This window comes from Citrobacter sp. C1 (assembly GCF_014596895.2).
Taxonomy (GTDB): Bacteria; Pseudomonadota; Gammaproteobacteria; order Enterobacterales; family Enterobacteriaceae; genus Citrobacter; species Citrobacter gillenii.
Genome location: NZ_CP115035.1, coordinates 4,385,515 through 4,408,131 on the forward strand (window position 1 = coordinate 4,385,515; position 22,617 = coordinate 4,408,131).

Annotated in this window: 20 protein-coding genes, 1 tRNA gene and 2 pseudogenes; 8 read left to right on the forward strand and 15 right to left on the reverse strand. The window is 53.4% G+C overall.

All coding sequences use genetic code 11. From position 1 onward, the window contains the following. Positions 1-300: 300 nt before the first annotated feature. Positions 301-1,566 (reverse strand): aromatic amino acid transporter, encoded by a 1,266-nt coding sequence (locus IB214_RS21035; protein WP_096758451.1) that lies wholly within the window; start codon positions 1,564-1,566, stop codon positions 301-303. Positions 1,567-1,755: 189 nt separating this feature from the next. Next, a complete protein-coding gene (locus IB214_RS21040) occupies positions 1,756-3,126 on the reverse strand; it encodes a tyrosine phenol-lyase (protein ID WP_096758452.1) in 1,371 nt (456 codons plus the stop codon). Positions 3,127-3,906: 780 nt separating this feature from the next. On the opposite strand from IB214_RS21040, the gene symE reads away from it, so the two are divergent. Beyond that, positions 3,907-4,269, forward strand: coding sequence for an endoribonuclease SymE (gene symE / locus IB214_RS21045; RefSeq protein WP_117342378.1), 363 nt, complete (start codon positions 3,907-3,909; stop codon positions 4,267-4,269). Between the two features lie 58 nt (positions 4,270-4,327). Here the strand turns inward: symE and tssD are convergent, their stop codons facing one another. From tssD to IB214_RS21085, 8 genes are all read right to left on the reverse strand, one after another. Next, positions 4,328-4,813: a type VI secretion system tube protein TssD gene (gene tssD, locus IB214_RS21050; protein WP_094760967.1), complete on the reverse strand. Its 486-nt coding sequence runs from the start codon at positions 4,811-4,813 to the stop codon at positions 4,328-4,330. 19 nt (positions 4,814-4,832) lie between these two features. Beyond that, positions 4,833-5,165, reverse strand: coding sequence for a DUF1493 family protein (locus IB214_RS21055; protein WP_117342379.1), 333 nt, complete (start codon positions 5,163-5,165; stop codon positions 4,833-4,835). Next, complete coding sequence (locus IB214_RS21060; protein WP_094760969.1) at positions 5,159-5,614, reverse strand: STM2901 family protein; 456 nt, start codon at positions 5,612-5,614, stop codon at positions 5,159-5,161. Before IB214_RS21060 ends, IB214_RS21055 begins: the two co-directional genes overlap by 7 nt. A 542-nt stretch (positions 5,615-6,156) precedes the next feature. Further along, positions 6,157-7,167, reverse strand: a complete 1,011-nt coding sequence (locus tag IB214_RS21065) for an Ldh family oxidoreductase (RefSeq protein ID WP_117342380.1) — start codon at positions 7,165-7,167, stop codon at positions 6,157-6,159. Between the two features lie 11 nt (positions 7,168-7,178). Then, complete coding sequence (locus IB214_RS21070) at positions 7,179-8,780, reverse strand: APC family permease (protein ID WP_117342381.1); 1,602 nt, start codon at positions 8,778-8,780, stop codon at positions 7,179-7,181. An 11-nt stretch (positions 8,781-8,791) separates the two neighbouring features. Next, positions 8,792-10,399: an aldehyde dehydrogenase (NADP(+)) gene (locus tag IB214_RS21075; RefSeq protein ID WP_117342382.1), complete on the reverse strand. Its 1,608-nt coding sequence runs from the start codon at positions 10,397-10,399 to the stop codon at positions 8,792-8,794. A 14-nt stretch (positions 10,400-10,413) separates the two neighbouring features. Then, on the reverse strand, positions 10,414-11,334 hold the full coding sequence (locus IB214_RS21080) for a dihydrodipicolinate synthase family protein (protein WP_117342383.1): 921 nt from the start codon (positions 11,332-11,334) through the stop codon (positions 10,414-10,416). Positions 11,335-11,472: 138 nt separating this feature from the next. Then, entirely contained in the window at positions 11,473-12,288 is an 816-nt protein-coding gene (locus IB214_RS21085) for an AraC family transcriptional regulator (RefSeq protein WP_117342384.1), read from the reverse strand. A 308-nt stretch (positions 12,289-12,596) separates the two neighbouring features. Between IB214_RS21085 and IB214_RS21090 the strand changes: the two genes are divergently transcribed. The 4 genes from IB214_RS21090 to IB214_RS21105 are packed head-to-tail and all read left to right on the forward strand — an operon-like array spanning position 12,597 to position 16,132. Then, the gene (locus IB214_RS21090; RefSeq protein WP_117342385.1) at positions 12,597-13,538 is read left to right on the forward strand and encodes a 4-hydroxyproline epimerase; all 942 of its coding nucleotides are present in this window, start codon (positions 12,597-12,599) and stop codon (positions 13,536-13,538) included. Next, entirely contained in the window at positions 13,535-14,638 is a 1,104-nt protein-coding gene (locus tag IB214_RS21095; RefSeq protein WP_117342386.1) for an FAD-dependent oxidoreductase, read from the forward strand. The genes IB214_RS21090 and IB214_RS21095 overlap by 4 nt, the downstream gene beginning before the upstream one ends. Then, positions 14,635-14,889 carry a 2Fe-2S iron-sulfur cluster-binding protein gene (locus tag IB214_RS21100; protein WP_117342387.1) on the forward strand — a complete coding sequence of 85 codons (255 nt, stop codon included), beginning with the start codon at positions 14,635-14,637 and terminating at the stop codon, positions 14,887-14,889. The genes IB214_RS21095 and IB214_RS21100 overlap by 4 nt, the downstream gene beginning before the upstream one ends. Next, a complete protein-coding gene (locus IB214_RS21105; protein ID WP_117342388.1) occupies positions 14,876-16,132 on the forward strand; it encodes an FAD-dependent oxidoreductase in 1,257 nt (418 codons plus the stop codon). The genes IB214_RS21100 and IB214_RS21105 overlap by 14 nt, the downstream gene beginning before the upstream one ends. A 545-nt stretch (positions 16,133-16,677) precedes the next feature. Here IB214_RS21105 and IB214_RS21110 read toward each other — a convergent pair. From IB214_RS21110 to IB214_RS21130, 5 genes and pseudogenes are all read right to left on the reverse strand, one after another. Further along, complete coding sequence (locus IB214_RS21110) at positions 16,678-17,067, reverse strand: TA system toxin CbtA family protein (RefSeq protein ID WP_117342389.1); 390 nt, start codon at positions 17,065-17,067, stop codon at positions 16,678-16,680. A 38-nt stretch (positions 17,068-17,105) separates the two neighbouring features. After that, positions 17,106-17,249, reverse strand: a pseudogene (locus tag IB214_RS21115) (type IV toxin-antitoxin system YeeU family antitoxin); the annotation flags it as partial. 8 nt (positions 17,250-17,257) lie between these two features. Further along, positions 17,258-18,426, reverse strand: a protein-coding gene (locus IB214_RS21120) for an IS3 family transposase (RefSeq protein WP_117342391.1) whose coding sequence is annotated in 2 segments (ribosomal slippage) — positions 17,258-18,177 and positions 18,177-18,426 — 1,170 coding nt in all. Because the reading frame shifts where the segments join, the coding sequence is not laid out codon by codon here. Positions 18,427-18,501: 75 nt separating this feature from the next. Next, positions 18,502-19,362: pseudogene (locus IB214_RS21125) on the reverse strand (integrase arm-type DNA-binding domain-containing protein); the annotation flags it as partial. A gap of 186 nt (positions 19,363-19,548) precedes the next feature. Then, positions 19,549-19,633, reverse strand: a tRNA-Leu gene (locus IB214_RS21130). Positions 19,634-19,922: 289 nt separating this feature from the next. Between IB214_RS21130 and IB214_RS21135 the strand changes: the two genes are divergently transcribed. The 3 genes from IB214_RS21135 to IB214_RS21145 all read left to right on the forward strand — a co-directional run bounded on the left by IB214_RS21135 (position 19,923) and on the right by IB214_RS21145 (position 22,611). Beyond that, positions 19,923-20,936: an HNH endonuclease gene (locus IB214_RS21135; protein ID WP_117342392.1), complete on the forward strand. Its 1,014-nt coding sequence runs from the start codon at positions 19,923-19,925 to the stop codon at positions 20,934-20,936. Then, on the forward strand, positions 20,936-21,517 hold the full coding sequence (locus IB214_RS21140; RefSeq protein ID WP_096758481.1) for a class I SAM-dependent methyltransferase: 582 nt from the start codon (positions 20,936-20,938) through the stop codon (positions 21,515-21,517). Before IB214_RS21135 ends, IB214_RS21140 begins: the two co-directional genes overlap by 1 nt. 74 nt (positions 21,518-21,591) lie before the next feature. Beyond that, positions 21,592-22,611: an NAD(P)-dependent alcohol dehydrogenase gene (locus IB214_RS21145; RefSeq protein ID WP_096758482.1), complete on the forward strand. Its 1,020-nt coding sequence runs from the start codon at positions 21,592-21,594 to the stop codon at positions 22,609-22,611. Positions 22,612-22,617: the final 6 nt, after the last annotated feature.

Sequence of the window (22,617 nt, forward strand, 5' to 3'; positions counted from 1 at the left end):
AAAGATGGTGAAGAAGTTCGACGCCTTTTCTGCGTTGATCCCACCACGCTACTTCCGCGTGTAATGCCTGGCACTTATGCCTGATGGCGCTTCGCTTATCAGGCCTACGTTTCACGCACATTTGTAGGCCGGATAAGGCGCAAGCGCCGCATCCGGCTGCTACAGCAGAGTAAAACACTCACCCCTTTCTCTTACGCATTCCGCACGTTCTTAACACCACCACCCGTAAACGCAGCCACGCAAAGCGATAAATCAGCGGATGCTGAAACCGTAGCAATGTCAAAAACATAGCGCCTCCCGTTACCGGAACGTAGGCAGCAGGCCAAACACGTCCAGCACCACCGTCAGATAGACAACCGCCCCGCAGACGATCACCAGGTTAAGCACCGTGTTATTGCAGGGTGCAGTGTAGCTGGCCGTAGGGAAACGCTTACGCGCCGCTTTTACCAGGAACGGTGGCAGGATCACGCTCCAGATGGTGAAGGCCAGACCGGCATAGCCAATCGCGTGGACAAAACCATTCGGGAAGAAAAAGCACACAGCAGCCGGTGGGAAGTAGGTTACCAGCGCAGTTTTCAGACGACCGACGCCATTATCCGGGAAGTGAAACAGGTCAGCGATATAGTCAAACAGGCCGAGGGTTGCCGCCAGCAGGGAACTGGCTACCGCAAAGTTGCCGAAGAAGGTCAGGATCAGATCCATATAGCGGCTGGTAAACAGCCCGCTGATGGCCTCGACAAACACATCGATATTGCCGCCTTTAGCGATAATCGGCGGGAATTCCGAACGGCTGATGTTGCCCATCGTCACGCCCAGCCAGAAGACATACAGCAGCAGAGCAAACAGCGTGCCGATGATTATCGAACGCGTAATATGCGGGATCCCACTCTTACCGTACAGTTTGACCAGGCTCGGCACGTTGCCATGAAAACCAAATGAGATAATACAGAACGGCAGCGTCATCAGGATATACGGCAGGTACTGCGACCCTGGGATCGCCACCGCGACACTGTCGACCAGTTTCGCCACTTCAATATGGCCGACCAGCCCGGAGAATGTGGCAAAGAACGCGATAAACTTACCGATGATCAAAATAGTGGTGATGCGTCCGACCAGCAGCGAACTGTACCAGGCAATCGCCCCGACCAGCATACTGACAATCACCACCGAGACATTCGCCGGAAAACGCACGCCGCTGTATTTGAACACAGTTTGCGCCATCACCGCCGATGACCCGGAGATATAGGCGTAGGTCAGAATATACAACACAAAGCCAAACGCGATACCGACCACGATATTCCACTTCTGGCCTAATAAATCCTGAGTAAAGGTATTAAAACTGGCACCTGCGCCGTAATGCAGGTTAACTTCAACCAGCATCAGGCCGGTTAATAACATCATGATGGCAACAAAAAGCAGAATGACAGAGGCGCCGGGAAACCATACGCCGGCCATCGCAATCGGCAGGGAAAACATTCCACCGCCCACGACGGTTGCGATAACCAACATGGTTCCGCTAATCAGTCCGGGGGTACTACTCTGTCGCTCAATGGCATTAATATCCATGATAAATGTTCCTGTAGACTATTCGTTATAATTACAGCTGTCATTTGTACATCATGCGGATAATAAAAATGTCGGAGTCAGGGTTTGCATTTTTTTCGTTATATTGCGGTAACGGGCACCGCAAAGGCTTCCTGTTCATGGAAAAGGAATACAAAAAAGCCCCATCACAAGATGGGGCCTGAATAACATTTAAATATAGTCAAAGCGTGCGGTAAAGAAGCGCAACTGCTTCGGCTCGTAAATAAACTTCAACCCGCGAATATCTTCTTTATGCTGGTAAAGTTTAATGATGCCGTCTGCCACCACATCCATATGCGCATAGGTATACACGCGGCGTGGAATAGTCAGGCGTACTGTTTCCAGTTTTGGTCTGTGGTGCTCACCGGTGGCATTATTACGGCCCGCAGAGATAATTCCACGCTCCATACTGCGCACGCCGGTCTCGACATAAATGCTGGCTGCCAGACTCTGCGCCGGGAACTCGTCCTGGGTCAGATGCTCGCAGAAGCGACGCGCATCGAGGAATACCGCGTGTCCGCCCACTGGCTCAACAATCGGCACACCGGCAGCTTTCAGCTTGTCGCCGAGGTAGCGAACTTGCTTCACGCGGTGCTCGATGTACTCATACTGCATGGCTTCGCGCAGGCCAATCGCCATCGCTTCCATGTCGCGTCCGGCCAGACCGCCGTAGGATGGCATGCCTTCATAGACCACCACTAACTCTTTGGCAGAAGAGAACATTTCGTCGTCGTTCATGCACAGGAAGCCGCCGATGTTCACCAGACAGTCTTTTTTACCACTCATGGTACAACCGTCGGCATAGCTGAACATTTCATGGACGATCGCGGCGATGCTCTTGTCCTCAAAGCCCTGCTCTTGCTCTTTGATAAAGTAGGCGTTTTCTACGCAGCGGGTGGCATCGTAGAACACTTTAATGCCGTGAGCTTCCGTCAGCTCGCGCACCGCACGCATGTTAGCCATCGAGACCGGCTGCCCGCCCGCGAGGTTAACCGTCACCGCCAGGCAGATATACGCAATATTCTCTGCGCCTTTTTCATCAATCAGCTTTTGTAATTTTTTAAGATCAATATCACCTTTAAAAGCAATATTCAGACCGGCATCGTGTGCTTCGTCACGCACGATATCCACGAAGATGGCACCGTTTTTTTCCTGGTGATAACGCGTGGTGGTGAAATACATATTCCCGGCAACATATTGCCCCGGCTTAATGGCCAGCTGCGATAACAGGTTTTCTGCACCGCGTCCCTGGTGAGTCGGAACAATATGTTTAAAGCCAAACAGTTCCTGCACGGTTCTTTCCAGATGATAGAAGTTTTCGCTGCCCGCGTACGCTTCATCACCCATCATCATTCCGGCCCACTGCTTGTCGCTCATCGCGTTAGTGCCGCTGTCTGTCAGCAGGTCAATATAAATATCTTTCGAATTTAACAGGAAAGTATTGTAACCCGCTTCTTGCATTTTTATCAGGCGTTCATTACGCGGGATCATAGATACAGTTTCAACGCTTTTAATACGGAAGGGTTCTGCCGGATAATTCATGTTGTTTCTCCAGTAACAGTGGTCGTGTACGTATTAATGTGAAGTAAATCATATCGAGTTCATCAACAGAGGCTGATGAAATATTACTATTCTCCGCCTGATACAGGGGGTGAAATAATGTGGAAGCACTATGCAAGATTTGATTGATTATGGAAATAGCCCAATCAACATTAATCACTGCCAATAATTTAAAAAGCTGTAAATGTGAGTGATGCAAATCACACGTCTTTTTTTTACCCGTTCATATTCAACAAGTTTTTTTCTGCGTATTGATTTGCTGTTTGCCGTTGTGTGTCTGTGGAAAGTGGAAATACTGAAAACTTAACTTTCCACGCTGTTCTCACAATCTACGGGTGAATAAGTACACGCCATTTTGTGAGAGTCGGATCACTTCACGGGGTTATATTTGTGATTCATATCACTAAAAGTGTAAACCAAAGTGTACAAACCAGTGTAGTTTCAGAGTTTGCTATTTGCTTCAGTGATTTAGATCGCATTTTTAGCCCGACTCAGGGCCATGATATTTTCTGGAAATAATCGGTCTTTGACGGATGGAATGAGAATGAATTTATACGCTGAATAATACTGGTTTTGTTGGTGCAGGGAGATGTTCTGTTTATTCCGAATAGCACGCTAATCGCGCTTATTTCATTATATTTACATCTGGACTTCCCCCATTCTACTGGCGTAATTTACAGGGGTTTTATTAGCGCGACACGAAGGTGCTACCAACACCCTCGCATCGCTAATCGCAGTAACTATTATCGGAGAATAGCCACCATGACTGATACGCATTGTATTGCAGTTTCGTTTGATCCAGAAGTCCACGCCGCCGATAACCGCCATTTGAAGGTGGGATATGCGAGTCGTTATCCCGATTACAGCCGTATTCCGGTGAAGTACGTTCGCTTTCCGTCCATCGTGATGAAGGGGATGTGGTTAAAAGCCGCCGGATTCGACACCGGCACCGACGTAAAAGTACGGGTGATGGAAGGCTGCATCGTGCTCACCGCCCAAACGCCCCAACCCGAAGAGTCAGCGCTGATGAAATCGCTGCGCAAAGTGGAAAAACTGTCGGCACGTAAACAAAAGCAGGTGCTGGAGTTTATCGCGGTAATTGCGGGGAAAGCGTCGAAGGGGTAACGGTCTTGCTAAAGGCGCCTGCGGGCGCCTTTTTAGAGTGGGCTGCGCCATCATTCCATTATGCCGTGGCGCGTTCGTTCCAGGAATCATGCGCTAAAAGATTACCGTCTTTATAGAGATGAGTGATCTTCTCGTAATTCATTGCAACTTCTTCCATATGACCCGTACCCGGACAACCTCTCGTGTCATGCATAACCGGACTGACTGAAATGACCTTTACGTTTTCCAGCGTGATCCGATAATACTCCACCTCCTGCCCTGCATCATTGATATGGTAGAAACGAAAGTCAGCAGTTTTAAACGTCTGGCCCGTTGCTGTCGCCTTGAAAAGATAGGGAGACGAACTATCAAGTTCTTTGGTGAATTGGAATGGCGAATGCTGACGGGTGCCAGTAACCTTGCCGGTCATTGGATCTGTCGGGATGTTTAAATTATGGTACAAACCCCGTAGTTCAATGCTTCCCTCACGAGCAGCAACATCAGAAGAACCGCGGATAACTGCACCGCCATCATCAGTCAAAAATAAGTGTACTGGTACAGCCATTTTTTGCACTCCTTACCACTTAGTCGTATAACCATTTCCCGGCTTTTGCCGATGCAATCAACATCCCGATAGTGAAGTCAGGCACAGGAACAGGTCGTAACTTCTTGAAGGGATTCCATGAGAAAGGCTCAACAGGATAGTAAGTTTCAATCTTAAAATTCCCTCTGGCGACCTGAAATTCTTCAAAGAACTCATCCATTAGCTCTTCTGCTTCACTAACATCAAACTGCATGTCAGTGTCAAAATCACTGTCCATCGTTAGCAAGCTTTGCTTCTTTTCATTATTGAATAAATAAACACCGTTGTAGCGTCTTACCAGTGCAAAAACACGTTGCTCAATATCATCTACCATAACTTATCATTACCCCGAGCTATACGATTGTAATCGCGTATTGAGCAGTAAGTGATTATCGAAACATCAGCGAATAAAATCACCTCACCTATTAGGGGAATCGTCCGACCTACGAATGTACTTATTTTCGTAACCATTCGTCGTTTTGCCGTCCAGGGAGTATAGCCGCCAACCCAGGTTGGTAATTTTATGCCAAAAGGAAATTTGGCAGTTTTAAAATACCTCCGCATTGCTTTAGAAATCCGTGACGTACCTTCCTTTGCCCCTTTAGGCTTGGCTCTCGTTTTCTGATTGTTAACGCCGCTGTAAAGTGCAACCATTGCTAACACATCAACCCCAAAGTGATCTGCTGTGGTTTCGCAGAAAATCATGAAAAACAATTCAGACGCGGTAAGGTTAGAGCGACCGGCATAAAAGTATGTTCCGTTGAGTTCCTCTACTGTGTCCATCAGCCCCCCTTCTCCCCTCAATAATTTGCTTGCTTATCGTACTCCTGAGGAATCACGAAGAATAAGGTTGACTACCATAAAAGTTCTATTTTCAGATAAAATAAAATTCATGTCGCTGGTAGTAAGATAACAGACGACAGTAATATAGTAATTGACTGTAATATCTGGCAAGGAAGACATTCATAACAGTAATATAAATAAAAATACTGAGACAGTGTAATATTAGCAAGCTTACCATTTCGATAATAAATATAATTCTTAGCAGCTATTTGGCAATTGTATATTTAATTTACTTATTCGACTTTCCATTATTATCACCGCCAGGAGTGATTATATTCCCGCCTTTATAGTCAACAGGTTATTATCCTCGAAGATACGCCTGTTGGGTGGAGTACTTGATATATTATCCGTCACCATACCCGATTTCCCTCTCTGCATAGATCCTGGCAAGGAGACATTACGCGCAAAACACAGTATGAAAAAAAACACGTGACAAAAAACCTATAACAGGAGGGACATTATCCCGCCTGTTATAGCGATAATTATTTCACTAACGCAGATATATCCTTGAAAAGTGAATGGGCGATTTCCACACCGTCTCGAATTGTACGCGTACGGGAATGGTAGCGACGCTCACCCGGCAAACGCGCCCCTTGCCGCTGCATCCCGGCAAAGAGCATCTCGGCACGCGCCAGATGCCGCGGGGCATCCAATCCCAGGAAGCGGACCGGATCCAGGGCCAGGATCAGCTCACCACCATAGGGCAACCCGCCAGCGCCGTTATCCCACGCCAGTGATTCCGCACTGGTCATATCACCGATGAGCGGTCCGGCAAGCAGTTCCACCATCGCCGCCAGAGCTGACCCTTTATGCCCGCCAAACGTCAGCATCGCACCGTCGAGGATCGCCTGCGCGTCGGTGGTGGCCTGACCGTCACCATCGATACCCCACCCTTCCGGCACCGCTTTTCCTGCCCGTTGATGGAGCTGGATCTCACCCCGTGCCGCTGCACTGGTCGCCATATCAAAGATAAACGGTGGTTTTTCTTCACGCGGCCAGCCAAACGCTATCGGGTTAGTGCCAAAAAGTGGCTGCGTCCCGCCAGCAGGGGCAACCCACGCATGGCTGGGCGTCGTCGCCAGCGCCACCAGCCCAGCCTCCGTGAGCGGCTCAACATCGGCAAACAGCGCCGAAAAGTGGACGCAGCGGTTAATCACCAGTGCTGCAATACCACTGTGGCGCGCCTTTTCCATCAACAGCGGAAGCGCGCGCTCGAACGCCAGCAGGGAAAATGCCCCACCGGCGTCCACCTTCACAATGGCCGGCGCGGTATCGGTGATAACTGGCTCGGCGTCGGGTGACACCTTCCCTTTACGTAGGGTCGCCACAATCCCCAGCAACCGCCACAGACCATGCGAGGCACAGCCATCACGCTCGCCGTGGGAAACGTTTTTCGCTACCACAGCGGCATGCGCTTCACTGAATCCGTTCCCGCGCAGCACCTTATATGCCAGCGCATAAGCCTCTGTTAACGAGAGGTTTACCATCTCCATGACCGACTCCTTTACTCTTCTTCATCACCGGTAAAGTTAGCCTGCGGCAGACAGGTTCGCTCGCCCCAGTAGTAAATCCCCAGCGACATCACCGCCACCACGACCGTATCCCACGGATGAGCAATGACCCCTGTGCCGCCAAAACTGCCCAGCCAGGAGAAGAGCATAATCAGCGCGTAGAAGGCGATAAGCCACAGAGACGATTTCACCTGCTGTGCCAGACTCACGGTGTGCACCGGCACTTTTGACTTGCACAGCACATAGACGACAAACATCACAATCTGCAGCCCCAGCAGCCATGACAGCGTGCCCCAGCCGGACCAAAATACAATCAGCGCCGAAATCACAAACGACACCGGGCCGATGATCCCGAAGGCACGCACGCGGAATGGGCGCGGCAAATCCGGCGCATTACGACGCAGCCCCGCCGCCGTGACCGGAGCAATGGCGTAGCTCAGCACCAACGCCGCCGACACCACGCTAATCAACTGTTCCCATGACGGGAACGGCAATGTCCAGAAGATAGACAATGCGAAGGTCAGCCACAGCGCCGGACGCGGAATGCCAGACTCTTTATCAATGTGGGTAAACGCCTTAAAGAAGGTGCCCGCTTTGGCCCAGCCATAAATCACACGCGGCGTGGCGTTCATGTAGATATTGCCGGTACCACTTGGAGAGACAATCGCGTCGCACACCACCATAAACGCCAGCCAGCCCATACCGAGCGTAATGGCGATATCTCGGTACGGCAGCGAGAATTGCTTGCTGATTTCCGCCCAGCCCCCTCCCAGCATATCGGTCGGAATACTGCCAAGAAACGCCACCTGCAGCAGCACGTAAATAATCGTCGACAGCACCACAGATAAAATCAGCGCCACCGGAATGGTACGCTGCGGATTCTTTACTTCACTCGCCACCGAAATAATTGGCGTCAGCCCCAGGTAGGCAAAGATGATCCCACCGGCGCTAATCGCGGCCTCAACGCCCGACATGCCAAAAGGGGCAATGCCCTGAATGTGCAAGTTCTCCGGTTTGAAAAAGGTAAAGAGCGTCACAACCACCGCCAGCGGTACCAAAAACTTCAGAATACTGATGATGTTATTGGAGCGGGCAAACGTTTTTACACTGTAGTAATTCAGCGCGAAGAATAAACACAGCAGCAAAAACTGCACCACCCATCCCAGCAGCGTTGGGTCGCTCGAGCCAGGTTGAGTCAACATAGGGAACCAGGCTGCCGCATACTGCCGCGCGGCAACAATCTCAATGGAGATGAGGCTTGAGAACGCAATCAGCGTAATAAATCCAAGCAGGTATCCCATCAATTCACCGTGGGAAAAGACCGGATAACGGATAATCCCCCCGGCGCGAGGCAGCGCAGCGCCCAGTTCACAATAGACAATCCCCAACAGCAGAACGGCAATCCCGCCGATGACCCACGAGGCAATACCCGCAGGTCCGGCAATGGATGCGACATGGCTTGCGGCAAACAGCCAGCCGGAACCGAAGATAGCCCCAAGCCCAATAAACGTCAGGTCGGTTAGCGTAAGCTGCTTTTTAAATTTACCCACCTCGGCAACGCGGGCCTGTGTTTGGTGCGTAGAGTGAATCGTCATGGTCATGCCCTTCAGTCAACAGAGGGGGAAATGGCTTCCCGGGTCCACTGCCCGTTAATCAGGCGCAGCAGGTTCAGAGGGTTGTCATCCTGGACAGCAGGCGGAAGCAGCGCGGCAGGCACATTTTGCAGGCATACCGGGCGTAAAAAACGATCGATGGATTGCGTCCCTACCGAGGTGCCGCGAGCGTCGGTGGTGGCTGGCCATGGGCCGCCGTGCACCATGGCATCACAGACCTCGACACCGGTCGGATAACCGTTAAACAAAACGCGTCCCGCTTTTTCACTGAGGGCGGGCAGCAGACGTTGCGCCAGCGGCCCATCATCAGATTCAGCGTGAACCGTTGCCGTTAGTTGGCCTGGAATGGCACGCAGAATGGACTGCAATTCCCCCTCATCTGCCACCTCGACCAACACCGCCAGCGGGCCAAACACCTCATGCTGCAGAAGTGGATCCTGTGCCAGCAGCAGCGAAGCCGGTGCCTGATACAGCCGGGCCTGCGCGCGACCGATAACCCTTTCGTCCGATCCTGCCAGACGCTGAATATTCGGATGCGCCTCAAACGCGCTGACCCCTTCTTCGTAATGGGCAAGCGTCGGGGCATTCAGCATGACTTGTGCCGGCACCTGGCCCACCGCGTCTTTCAGTGCCTGCGTGAAGCGGGACATGCCCTCGCCGCACAAGGCAAGGATCAGCCCCGGCTTGGTACAAAACTGGCCACATCCCAGGGTGAAAGAGGACACCAGCTCATGTGCCAGCGTTTCTGCCCGGGCAGCGACGGCCTGCGGCAGAATAATCAGCGGGTTAATGGCAGACATTTCCGCAAAGACGGGGATCGGCTGTGGACGCTGCTGCGCCAGTTGCCAGAGCGCCTTGCCACCGCGCAGCGAACCGGTAAACCCCACCGCCTGAATCGCCGGATGGCGAACCAGCTCCGCGCCAATATCGGTGCCGAAAATCATGTTAAAAACACCCGCAGGCAGGCCAGAGGCCGCGACCGCACGCACTATCGCCTGGGCAGTCAACTCCGCCGTCGCCATATGCCCAGGATGGGCTTTCACCACCACCGGGCAACCGGCCGCCAGCGCGGAGGCGGTATCGCCCCCCGCCGTAGAGAAGGCCAGCGGGAAATTGCTGGCACCAAACACCGCCACCGGGCCAAGCGCGGTCAGATACTGACGCAGATCCGGGCGCGACAGAGGCTGACGCTCAGGGAGTGCGGTATCAATGCGTACGCCAAATGCATCGCCCCGACGCAGCACCCCGGCAAACAGACGCAGCTGATTGCTGGTACGCGAGCGCTCTCCCTGTAACCGTGGCAGCGGCAACGCCGTCTCCTGATGGGCAATCGCGAAAAAGTCCTCACCGAGCAGATCCAGCTCGTTGGCAAGCGTGTCGAGAAAGTGGGCACGCACATCGGGCGATGTCTGTGAATAGACCGGGAACGCCTGCTCAGCCGCCAACGCCGCCGCCGCCGCCTCCTCGCGGGAGGCCGGGTAAAAATGGTATCCGGTCAGTTCGCCATCAGCGGCGCGCAGGCTCGGCAGTGTCGCCTCACCGCTTGCCACGCGGCGACCGGCAATAAACTGCTGCCCCGATACAGAGAGAGGTAATGTCATCATCGCTCCTTTACTTAAAGGCCGACATCCGGCAGCTGTGGTCGGGTCGCCAGCGCCTTCTCAACAATCGCCACCACTTGCGCACGGGTATCCCCTTCCAGCGCCAGACGCGGTGGGCGGGTAATGGCGCTGCCGCGCCCCAGCAATTCTTCACAGAGCTTGATGCACTGCACCAGATCCGGACGCGCATCCAGATGTAGCAGCGGCATAAACCAGCGGTAGAGCACCATCGCTTCCTCATAACGCTGCTGTTTTGCCAGGCGGAACAATGTCTCTCCTTCACGCGGGAAGGCGTTTGACATCCCGGAGATCCAACCTTCTGCCCCAACGGCGATACTCTCTACCACCACATCATCCAGCCCGGCGAACAGCACAAAGCGGTCGCCAACGGAATTACGCAGGTCGATAAAACGGCGGGTATCACCGGAGGAGTCTTTGAAGCAGACGATGTTGTCGCAGTCGGCGAGCGTGGCCAGAATGTCCGGCGTCACGTCGTTTTTGTAAATCGGCGGGTTGTTGTACACCATGATCGGCAGGTCGGTAGCCATAGCCACACTGCGGAAGTGGGCCGCCGTTTCATGTGGTTTTGAGGAATACACCAGCGCAGGCATCACCATAATGCCGTCAACGCCTACGTGCTCAGCCTCTTTCGCCATCTTCTGTGCAAACGCGGTGGTGAATTCGGCCACCCCCGCAATGACCGGGATCTGACCGCCCGCAGCGTCTTTCGCCACTTCGATGATCTGCAGCTTTTCCTGCGTGGTCAGAGAGGTGTTCTCCCCCACGCTGCCGCACACCACCAGGCCAGAAACACCATCCTTGACCAGGTTTTTCATCACCGTGTGGGTGGCATCCAAATCCAGGGAATAATCGCTGCGAAACTGGGTGCTGACTGCCGGGAATACACCGCTCCAGTGAATGGCTTTCTTGCTCATGTTCGGTTCCTTGTCGTCAATTTGTTAATTTAAAGTGAATGAATGGTGAATATTCACTGACAGATTGACGTTTCAGGCGACCGACTGCTTGGTGGTTTTCTTCCTCTTTGATGACGAAATTAGCACAGTGAGCGTGTTTTACCCGGCGAGCGTGAGGCGGAAATCACGCGGTGTAGAGCCCGTCATCGCCTTAAACTGGCGGCTAAACGCGCTGTGATCGGTATAACCACACTGCAACGCAATATCAGTAATCGGCGTATCGCCCGCCAGCAGTTCGGTGGCTTTTTCCAGTCGAACTTTGTGGATCATCTGGCGCGGTGTGAGATGAAAAATACGCTTGCAGTAGCGTTCAATTTGCGCGACCGACATGCCACTCAGGGCGGTTAGCTCTTCCATCGCAATGGGCCGGTGGTAATGGTTGCGGATATGATCATCGACGATCGCCAGCCGCTGCCACGCCGGGTGACGCGCCTGCGCTTCCTGCAGATCGTGTGAAATTCCCGCCATACCGATGACCTGGCCCTGCGTATCCCGCAACGCCAGTTTCTGGGTCAAACACCAGCCACGTTCACGACCGTTGTAGAGATGCATTTCCAGCTGATCGCGCAGCGTTACCCCTTCGCGCAGCACCCGCATATCCTGCTCGGTATAGCCCAGCCCAAGCGCCGAAGGGAAAACATCGGCAGAGGTTTTGCCCAGCAGAGAGACCACTGTCTTAAACCCGCAGCGACGTGCCAGGGTCATATTGACCATCAAATAGCGGGCCTGCACATCTTTGATAAAAAAAACCACATTCGGAATGGCATTAAGCAGTGGCGCAATCAATGCCATCGCATGGAGCAACGTCTGGATATTGTCCGGACGCTGGCGCGCCAGCCCTTCACATATCTGGCTAAGTTCAGCCACTTCCAGCACCGGCGACAGAGCCCGCACATCATCAATCACACAGGACATCATGCTTCCTCCCGATTAGTGACCTGAATATTTATTAACTTTTTGTTAACTGAGCAAGTGTCCTTACCGCGTTTTGCGATCCTGCCGTAGGTTTATAATTTCCCCTTTTCCAACCACTGGCGCGGTTGCCTTTTTTGGTTTACCACACTACTAACCAAATGATTAATAAAAAATAAATATGACAAAGCCCTAACAATGATGCCGGCCATTATGCTGATTTCGTCATTTGGCGTGACGAAAGCGATCAAGCAAGAACGCAAGGCTTGCGTCAGCATTTAGCAACAAAATATTAACCTTCCGGAGATCCTATGACAGCGCAGTACAGTGAACTGAGAGTGATTGATTCCCACACCGGCGGTGAACCTACTCGCCTGGTCATCGACGGTTTTCCGGATCTGGGTACGGGGAACATGGCCGAGCGTCGGGCGCGTTTTTCCCGCGACTACGACGACTGGCGTAAAGCCATTATTCTTGAGCCACGCGGTAACGACGTCCTGGTCGGCGCATTACTCTGTGAACCTGTTTCGCCACAAGCCACGGCGGGGGTCATCTTCTTTAACAACTGCGGCTTTCTGAATATGTGCGGCCACGGCACCATCGGGCTTATTGCCTCGCTGGCATGGCTTGGCCGCATTCAACCCGGTAAACATCTGATTGAAACGCCGGTGGGCGATGTGACCGCCACGCTGCACGAAGATGGCAGTGTCTCGGTCGAAAACGTTCCGGCATACCGCTGGCGTAAGCAGGTACAAATTGAAACCGTTCACGGTACGGTAACGGGTGACATCGCCTGGGGCGGCAACTGGTTCTTCCTCGCCAACGATCATCCGTTCGCGGTCACGCCGGACAAGATCCCTGAATTGACGGCGTACGCATGGGCAATCCGTGAAGGGTTAGATCGTGCAGGCATCCGTGGCGAACATGAGGGCATTATCGATCATATCGAACTGTTTGCGGAGGATGATCACGCGGACAGCCGCAACTTTGTACTCTGTCCAGGTAAAGCATGGGATCGCTCCCCCTGCGGCACCGGCACCAGCGCCAAGCTGGCCTGCCTGGCAGAGGACGGTAAACTCAAATTCGGAGAGTCCTGGCGGCAGGCAAGCATCATCGGCAGTGAATTTACGGCGCATTTCGTGCCGCATGGCGACAAGATCGTCCCGACGATCCGCGGAGAAGCATGGGTCTGCGGTGATAACCGGCTGATCCTCAATCCTGACGATCCGTTCTGCTGGGGGATCGTGCTGTGACCGAAAGTGACGTTATTGTCATCGGTGCCGGGATTATCGGTGCCGCCTGCGCCTGGCAGTTGGCCGCCCGCGGGCAGCGCGTCACGCTGGTCGATGACGGCAACCCGGGCGCGACGGCGGCAGGCATGGGCCACCTGGTGTGCATGGATGACGATCCTGCGGAGCTCGCCCTCTCCGCCAGGTCTCTGGCGAGCTGGCGCAAACTGACGCCCCGGATGCCGGAAAGCTGCGCCTGGCACGGATGCGGCACGCTGTGGCTGGCAGAAACGCCGCAAGAGCTTGCGCTGGCAGAAGAAAAGAAACAACGGATGGCACAATACCAGGTTGTCAGCGAAATGCAGACCCGCGATCAGCTTGCCGCACGTGAACCGCTGCTCACCGCCGGGCTCACCGGCGGGCTGTGGGTCCCCGACGACGGGATAGTTTACGCCCCAAACGTCGCCCGCTGGTTCATTGACGATGCCGATTTAACCCATCTTCGTGATAGCGCCCTCTCTGTTGATGCCCCCTACGTCACCCTACGCAGCGGCAAACGACTGCGCGCACGCGCCATCGTCATCGCCAATGGTCTGGGGGCCAACACGCTGTTGGATGAACACTGGCTCAGGGCAAAAAAAGGCCAGTTGGCGATCACCGACCGTTACGGCCCCTTGCTCAGCCACCAACTGGTAGAGTTGGGATACGGTGCCAGCGCCCATGCAGGCGGCACCTCTGTGGCATTTAACATTCAGCCGCGCCCCACCGGACAGCTGCTGATTGGCTCCTCCCGCCAGTTCGATAACACCGACCGCGAGGTTGATCTCCCCTTGCTGGCACAGATGCTGGCGCGAGCACGCCATTTTTTACCTTCTCTGGAGACGCTTAATATCATCCGCTGCTGGAGCGGTTTTCGGGCAGCATCCGCTGACGGCAACCCGCTGATTGGCCCACACCCCACGCGTCCGGGTATATGGCTGGCGCTGGGGCATGAAGGTCTGGGCGTCACGACCTCACCGGCAACCGCCGAGTTACTCTGCGCCCAGATCCTGGGTGAACGCCCGGCGATATCTCCGGATGCCTGGCTCCCCGCACGCCTGCACAAGCAGGAGGCCATCGCATGACAACTCTGAACGTGATAATCGACGGCCAGACCTGTGAGGTTCCCGTCGGAATAAGTATTGCGGCAGCACTGGCGCTGGCAGGCAACAGTGTAACCCGCCGTTCCGTTAGCGGCAAACTGCGCGCGCCCTTCTGCGGAATGGGTGTGTGTCAGGAGTGCCGCATCACGGTGAACGGGCGCCGGGTGCTGGCCTGTCAGACGGAATGCCAGCCCGAAATGGTGATTGAAAGGAGCCATCATGCAAAACGTTGACTGTGAGATCCTGATCCTTGGCGCAGGGCCTGCCGGATTGTCGGCGGCACTGGCTGCTGCACGTTGTGGAAAATCGGTGGTGATCCTCGATGACAACCCGCGCCCCGGCGGGCAAATCTGGCGCGACGGGCCGCAGGTCTCGCTCCCCCGGCACGCCCGGCAGCTTCGTCAGGCGGTGGCGGAACACCCCCACATTACGCTGCTGAACGGTGCCCGGCTCATTGCCCGTCCCGCCCCACATTCCGTTGTATTCGAAACCGCAGACGACTGCGGCGAAATTCGCTGGCAGCAGCTGATTTTATGCTGCGGCGCCAGAGAACTCTCACTGCCTTTTCCCGGCTGGACGCTACCCGGCGTGACGGGTGCCGGAGGCCTGCAGGCCCAGATAAAACACGGCCTGCTGCTCAAGGGGGAACGCGTGGTCATTGCAGGCAGCGGTCCACTTCTGCTGGCGGTCGCCAGTACGGTGAAACGCGCTGGCGGGAATATTGTGGCCATCATCGAACAGGCACCGATGACCGCACTGGCCCGTTTCGCGACAGGGCTCTGGCGCTGGCCGGAAAAATTGCGCCAGTTCGGCGAGCTCTTTCCGGCCAGCTATCACCCGGCAAGCCAGGTCGTTCATGCGCAGGGGGATTCCTGTCTTCAGTCAGTGACCGTACGCTACCAGGGAAAAACCCGGGAGATCGTCTGCGACAGGCTGGCTATCGGCTACGGACTGGTACCGAATATTGAACCCGGTGCAATCTTTGGCTGCAAAACAGAAAACCAGGCGATTTGGGTCGATGCAGAGCAACGCACCAGTGTGCAAAATATCTTTGCGGCAGGGGAATGCACAGGTTTTGGCGGCAGCGAGCTGGCGTTAGCCGAGGGAGAAATTGCCGGCTACGTCGCAGCAGATTGTCCACAAAAGGCCCAAGCCGCCATAGCCGCGCGCGCGCGCTGGCAGCGTTTTGCCCAGGCACTGCATGCGACGTTTGCGCTGCCGGAGTCGCTCAAAGCCGCGATCACCGCGGATACGTTGCTGTGTCGTTGTGAGGATATTCGCTGTGGAGATGTACAAAATGCTGAAAACTGGCAAACAGCAAAGCTCGCCTCACGCTGTGGTATGGGTGCCTGTCAGGGAAAAGTCTGCGCCACCAGCGCCCGCTGGCTGTACGGCTGGCCGCTACCGCAACCGCGCGAACCGCTCTCCCCCGCGAGAGTCGACACGCTTATCCATCTCGCAAAACCAGAGGGCTGATTTATTTGTTCCCGCGCTTTGCACTATGGCTATTCACACTCAGAGCCATGATGAGTGTCCTTTCAGCGATTCTGCGTGGGTACAAACATTATCGAACCGGGATATACCTGCAGATGTACCTACATCAGCAGGTTGATGTAAATTGAATCAGGTTGACTTAGGTTGAGTGAAAAAGCGTGGAAAGCCTTGCGGATACTGGATTTCAGGCATAAAAAAAGACGTCTGTTGACGTCTGATTTTTCGCTTTTGGTGCGAAGGCCGGACTCGTACATTACAACTAACCCCTTGAATTGAAATCAATAAAAACAAACTAAATTTATGTGTACCAACGCAGATACCAACACATTAATTCATTGGATTTGGGACTCGAATCAGCGCAAAGCCAAGTGAACAAAATCCCCCTATGAGTAGATGATACAGATAAAGATGAGAAGCTGGCTTTAGCCTTCGCGAACTCCTCATCATCTGGTTGCTGTTAGCTTTCCCTACATTGGACAGCATTGTATCAATGTTGTCGATATCAACATTAATTGACTTCCCACTTCTTAAGTACCCTTAGTGATTTTTAGCTTCTGATGATGGCCTGCCGTTACCCGGGTAACAGTTTTGTGACTGCTGCGTTTCATTAGGCCGGAGGCCTTACGGGCACGTAGAATATCGATACTGGTAATAAACGGTGACCTCTCCATGACAGTGCAACCATCGCGGTCAATTCTTTCCAGTTCATATTTTTCGACAAGAAAGTTCACCGCATCGCTGAGCGATACTCCGGCATCAATATGCTCCTGGATGGTGGAATCATTACTGAACGGTGTGTCATTCAGCGTCAGGCCATAATGCTGCGATAACAGATGAGTCAGCAGTCGCTGCCAGATTTCAATGGGTGACAGGCAGGGCTGATTCGCCCGTGTCGGGTGTGATGATATTTTTTGCATGATGTTTACTCTGTGGTGTTAAGGGAATAAGTGGGGATTTATTGCGGCTCAGTCTGCTCAGGATAGATTGCAATGTAGACATAGCCACAGGAGCCGAGTGTGTCGGCTTCGCAGGTGAGTCCGTTGTGGTAAAGCGTGACGCAGTGCTGATAGCGAGGATTGAGCTCGCCGCTAATCAACATTGAAGTGGTCAACAAAAACTGGCCACCACGTTAGATTTTTTCCAGTATCGGTTTTCCGATTCGTTTGGTGGTAACCCACCATTATATTCGTGCGGTCTTAGTACGCTGTAATATCCAACGATATAGTCCGTTATTGCGTGAACTGCATCGCTGAAGCTTACATAGCCCGTCACCGGTACCCATTCGTTCTTCAGACTCCTGAAGAACCGCTCCATTGGGCTGTTGTCCCAGCAGTTTCCACGCCGACTCATACTCTGCCTGATTCGGTATTGCCACAGTAACTGCCGGAACGGCCTGCTCGTATAATGACTGCCTTGATCGCTGTGGAACATCACTCCGACGGGCTTACCACGCGTTTCCCATGCCATTTCCAGCGCTTTCATGGTGAGTCTGCTGTCCGGCGAGAACGACATTGCCCAGCCCACTGGTTTTCTTGCAAACAGGTCGAGAACAACGGCGAGGTATGCCCAGCGCTTACCCGTCCAGATATAGGTCACATCACCGCACCACACCTGGTTTGGCTCCGTTACGGCGAACTGTCGTTCAAGATGATTCGGGATGGCAACGTGCTCATGACCGCCACGCTTATACCGATGAGTCGGCTGCTGGCAACTGACCAGCCCCAGATCTTTCATGAGCCTGCCGGCAAGCCAGCGTCCCATCTGATAGCCTCTCTGGGTTACCATAGCGGCGATGCTTCTTGCTCCGGCTGAACCGTGGCTGATGCTATGCAGCTCAAGTACCTGACTGCGTAATACAGCTCGTCTGCCGTCTGGCTTTTCAGGACGGTTTTTCCAGTATTTGTAGCTACTGCGATGAACCCCGAATACGTGGCAGAGTGTGGCCACTGGATAACGCGCCCTGAGTTTCCCGATTAACGAGAACTGTTCAGGGAGTCTGACATCAAGAGCGCGGTAGCCTTTTTTAGAATATCGTTTTCCATTTCAATACGTTGCAGCTTTTTCTTTAGCTCACGCATTTCGATCTGTTCCGGCGTTATCGGGGAAGCTTCTGTCGTTTTGCCCTGACGCTCATCACGCAGTTGTTTAACCCATCTCGTCATCGTGGAAAGACCGACATCCATTGCCTTAGCAGCGTCAGAGACGGTGTAATTTTGGTCGACAACCAGCTGAGCTGATTCGCGTTTGAATTCAGGACTAAAATTTCTTTTTTTCATTGGTGTACCTGTGTTGTTCTGAGGTGAGCATATCACCTCTGTTCAGGTGGCCAAATTCAGTGTGCCACTACAACGAGATAACGGCACCAAATGAGGTGTACGCATTTTTGAGCCGCGCTGGGAGTGCTTTATCCCTTCAATAGCCTCGCGCTCTGCGGGTATCGTCCACATTGATGTTTCAAAATCAATCTCAGACCAACGAGCAAAACGCAATTCGCTGGAGCGGATGAAGACAAGGAGGGTTAACTCAACGGCAAGACGAGTCAAAGGCCTGCCGGTATAGCTATCAATGCGCTGAAGCAGTTCGGGAGTACGTCTCAACTCTAACGCAGGCCTATGCTGCCGGTTACTTGAAGCAACAGCACCGACCATCTCCTGCGCGGGATTATAGTCGAGCAAACCGCTCTGTACGGCATAACGCATTATTGCCGTTGTTCGCTGTTGCAGACGGGAAGCCACTTCAAGTCGTCCCGAAAGTTCTACGGCTTTTATAGGAGCTAACAAATCCCGCGTTTTTAGTTCGGCAATGTTACGTTTGCCAATGGCAGGAAAAAGGTTGTCTTCCAGGCTTTTAAGCACTCTTCGGCTATGTTCTTCTGACCACTTTTTATTCGTGGCGTGTCACTCAATAGCAAGCTGCTCGAAAGTATGTGATTCTTCCAGCTCAACCTTATCATTTTTCTTTTTGTCTCCCGGATCGATGCTGTTTGCCAAAAGCTTACGAGCTTCATCGCGACGCGCTCTGGCATCTGCAAGAGACACTTCAGGATAAACGCCTAAAGCCAGCATCTTCTGTTTACCGCCAAAGCGGTATTGCAGACGCCAGTATCTGGAACCATTTGGGTGGACGAGAAGATGCATACCGTTGCCATCGGTCAGCTTATATTGCTTATCCGTTGGCCTAGCTGTTCTGACTTTGATATCTGTTAGAGCCATGCTTATCCCCTCCCTGTTGGTACAAGCATTATCGAACCGGAAATACCATCATCTGTACCAACATCTGTTGGTAGATGTACGTTGAAGTCGGTTGACCTTGGGAGAACTAATATAGCGGGAAAGGTAGGTAAATACTGGATTTCAGGCACAAAAAAAGACGTCCGTTGACGTCTATTGATGTTCCGATGGTGCCGAAGGCCGGACTCGAACCGGCACGTATTTCTACGGTTGATTTTGAATCAACTGCGTCTACCGATTTCGCCACTCCGGCACGGAAGGGATGCGGAAAACGTTGTGGATTATACCTGTCGCACGCCACCATGCAAGCGGCAGCGCACGATAGTCGCGCTAAGTGTTGAAAAAAACAGCGCCATTGCGGTTCGATCGCCCACGCGCCCTTCTTCCTCCCGCTATTCTCATCTCTAACCTGAATTTTTCCGGAATTTACCTCGCAAAAAAATGCAACGTGACCCGCTCGGTTTACATTTGCTGCTGTTTACTATGAGATGTCGTTACTGAATCCAGTAATAGCAGTTACCAACCGTTCTCAGGACACCGTTATGCGTTTCTATCAGGTTGAACCCACGCTGGAAAACTACTGGCGCGGGATTATCCTCTTTGGCAAGAATGTGGCTTCCTACAAGTTTGCGCTCGCCCATGCATTGCACGAACTCAAACCTGATGGCAGCGATCTCATCACGCTTGAAGATCTGGCTGTACCGTTCAGCAGCCATTTGTGCCGCCATCTCAGACATGCGCCAAAGCAGATAACCTCACGCAGCAGCCAGTTTATTGCCGCCTGTACGCAATTTAATAACGGCGAGATCACGCGTGATGAACTCACCGCCATCACGGTCCGGCAGGGGTTTAATAATGTGATTGATGCCTTTCACAATGTGAATCAGGGCGAAATTGAAAAACGCTTTTTTATTGATGAGCGTAAAACGCATAAAGGCATCCGGATGACGGATAATTTCTACAATCTGGGTGAGCGCCTGCAATACCGAAACCTTATTTTTGAAACAGATGCGCGCTGGAACCTCGTCGAACAAGCCTGGGCTATGAATATCTCCAGCCACCTGATAAATGTCGAGTATGACAACGATGACCAAATGCTGTTTAGCAGGAACAGTGACCGGCGGGTGCCGATCTCCAGCTGTCGGGACAGCCTTAACGGTTATCAGAAGGGGCGCTGCTTCTACTGTTTTGCGCCTATTAGTTTGCTCCCTGGCGACGACACCTTTGCCGATGTTGATCATTTTATCCCGTGGAAAGCTCGGGGACAGGTCGCAAATATCGATGGCGTCTGGAATCTGGTACTCGCCTGCAAAGAATGTAACCGGGGTGGGAAAGGCAAATTTGCCCAACTTCCCTCACCCAGGCTACTTCAGCGTCTTCGGGACAGAAATGAATATTTCATAAACAGCCATCTTCCACTGCGTGAAACATTGATTCGCCAGACGGGCGCGACCCCGATGCTGAGAAACACATTTTTGAACGACAGCTGGAACGAGGCGCTTAAAATACTCTTTCACCAATGGGAACCCCTTGCACAAGGAACGGATACATTCTGATGACTCTCGAATATTACCAGCGCCACGCGCAGGATTTTTTTAGCTCTACAGTTAATGTCGATATGGAATCGCTTTATCTCCCCTTCCTGCGACACCTCCCGCAGAGCGGACGTATTCTGGATGCAGGCTGCGGCTCCGGCCGTGACAGTAAGGCCTTCCTGGAAAAAGGTTATCAAGTCGAAGCATTCGATGCCTCTGCAGAAATGGTTAACCTTGCCAGCCAGCATACCGGACTGTGCGTCAAACAGATGACATTTAACGATATCGCCGACACCGAACGCTATGATGGTATCTGGTGCTGTGCATCGTTGCTGCATGTGAGCGCCGAAGCGTTACCCGGTGTAATGAGCAAACTCGCCCACGCGCTTAAAACCGGGGGAATATGGTATGTCTCGTTCAAATACGGCGAAACAGAAAGAGTGAAAGACGGCCGTCACTTTACCGATCTCACCGAGCAGGGACTGGAAAAGCTGATCGCACCGCTGAGCGATATCACGCTAATCAGCAGTTGGACGACGCTCGATAAGCGTCCTGACCGCGACGAAATGTGGCTCAACGCATTGCTGCAGAAAAGGCCCTAATCCCCCCTTCTGCGAAGCACCCTATTTCCCCATGCTCTACACTTCCTGTTCAACACCACACTGAGGGAAACACGATGTCGATGATAAAAAGCTACGCCGCAAAAGAGGCGGGCAGCGAACTCGAACTCTATGAATATGATGCGGGCGAGCTAAAGCCGGAAGATGTCGAAGTACAGGTCGAATACTGCGGTATCTGCCATTCTGATTTGTCGATGATCGACAACGAATGGGGGTTCTCTCAGTATCCGCTGGTTGCCGGGCATGAGGTGATTGGTCGCGTGGCGGCGCTCGGCAGTGCGGCGCAGGATAAAGGCCTGAAGGTCGGCCAGCGTGTCGGCATCGGCTGGACGGCGCGCAGCTGCGGGCACTGCGATGCCTGTATCAGCGGTAATCAGATTAACTGCCTGGAAGGTGCCGTTCCCACGATCCTCAATCGCGGCGGCTTTGCCGAGAAGCTGCGCGCAGACTGGCAGTGGGTGATCCCGCTGCCGGAGAGCATCGATCATGCGGCTGCCGGTCCATTGCTGTGCGGCGGCATCACGGTGTTCAAACCGCTGCTGATGCACCACATCACCGCCACCAGCCGCGTCGGGGTGATTGGTATCGGCGGTCTGGGGCATATCGCCATTAAGCTGTTACACGCGATGGGGTGCGAAGTCACCGCGTTCAGCTCCAACCCAGCGAAAGAACAGGAAGTGCTGGCGATGGGGGCCGATAAAGTGGTTAACAGCCGCGATCCGGAGGCGCTAAAAGCGCTGGCGGGCCAGTTCGATCTCATCATTAATACGGTTAACGTCGATCTCGACTGGCAGCCCTATTTTGAAGCGCTGGCCTACGGCGGTAATTTCCACACCGTCGGCGCGGTGCTGAAGCCGCTGCCGGTGCCGGCGTTTACCTTAATTGCCGGCGATCGCAGCGTCTCCGGTTCGGCAACCGGCACACCGTTCGAACTGCGCAAGCTGATGAAGTTTGCCGGGCGCAGCAAGGTGTCGCCAGTCACCGAGCAGTACCCGATGTCAAAAATCAATGAAGCTATCCAGCACGTGCGCGACGGCAAAGCCCGTTACCGCGTGGTGCTAAAAGCCGATTTCTGATGCGGT

What these genes read in the sequence shown, in the direction of transcription:
- IB214_RS21035 (WP_096758451.1), bottom strand. Translation starts at nt 1,566, where the DNA reads ATGGATATTAATGCCATTGAGCGACAGAGTAGTACCCCCGGACTGATT.
- IB214_RS21040 (WP_096758452.1), bottom strand. Translation starts at nt 3,126, where the DNA reads ATGAATTATCCGGCAGAACCCTTCCGTATTAAAAGCGTTGAAACTGTA.
- symE (WP_117342378.1), top strand. Translation starts at nt 3,907, where the DNA reads ATGACTGATACGCATTGTATTGCAGTTTCGTTTGATCCAGAAGTCCAC.
- tssD (WP_094760967.1), bottom strand. Translation starts at nt 4,813, where the DNA reads ATGGCTGTACCAGTACACTTATTTTTGACTGATGATGGCGGTGCAGTT.
- IB214_RS21055 (WP_117342379.1), bottom strand. Translation starts at nt 5,165, where the DNA reads ATGGTAGATGATATTGAGCAACGTGTTTTTGCACTGGTAAGACGCTAC.
- IB214_RS21060 (WP_094760969.1), bottom strand. Translation starts at nt 5,614, where the DNA reads ATGGACACAGTAGAGGAACTCAACGGAACATACTTTTATGCCGGTCGC.
- IB214_RS21065 (WP_117342380.1), bottom strand. Translation starts at nt 7,167, where the DNA reads ATGGAGATGGTAAACCTCTCGTTAACAGAGGCTTATGCGCTGGCATAT.
- IB214_RS21070 (WP_117342381.1), bottom strand. Translation starts at nt 8,780, where the DNA reads ATGACGATTCACTCTACGCACCAAACACAGGCCCGCGTTGCCGAGGTG.
- IB214_RS21075 (WP_117342382.1), bottom strand. Translation starts at nt 10,399, where the DNA reads ATGACATTACCTCTCTCTGTATCGGGGCAGCAGTTTATTGCCGGTCGC.
- IB214_RS21080 (WP_117342383.1), bottom strand. Translation starts at nt 11,334, where the DNA reads ATGAGCAAGAAAGCCATTCACTGGAGCGGTGTATTCCCGGCAGTCAGC.
- IB214_RS21085 (WP_117342384.1), bottom strand. Translation starts at nt 12,288, where the DNA reads ATGTCCTGTGTGATTGATGATGTGCGGGCTCTGTCGCCGGTGCTGGAA.
- IB214_RS21090 (WP_117342385.1), top strand. Translation starts at nt 12,597, where the DNA reads ATGACAGCGCAGTACAGTGAACTGAGAGTGATTGATTCCCACACCGGC.
- IB214_RS21100 (WP_117342387.1), top strand. Translation starts at nt 14,635, where the DNA reads ATGACAACTCTGAACGTGATAATCGACGGCCAGACCTGTGAGGTTCCC.
- IB214_RS21105 (WP_117342388.1), top strand. Translation starts at nt 14,876, where the DNA reads ATGCAAAACGTTGACTGTGAGATCCTGATCCTTGGCGCAGGGCCTGCC.
- IB214_RS21110 (WP_117342389.1), bottom strand. Translation starts at nt 17,067, where the DNA reads ATGCAAAAAATATCATCACACCCGACACGGGCGAATCAGCCCTGCCTG.
- IB214_RS21135 (WP_117342392.1), top strand. Translation starts at nt 19,923, where the DNA reads ATGCGTTTCTATCAGGTTGAACCCACGCTGGAAAACTACTGGCGCGGG.
- IB214_RS21140 (WP_096758481.1), top strand. Translation starts at nt 20,936, where the DNA reads ATGACTCTCGAATATTACCAGCGCCACGCGCAGGATTTTTTTAGCTCT.
- IB214_RS21145 (WP_096758482.1), top strand. Translation starts at nt 21,592, where the DNA reads ATGTCGATGATAAAAAGCTACGCCGCAAAAGAGGCGGGCAGCGAACTC.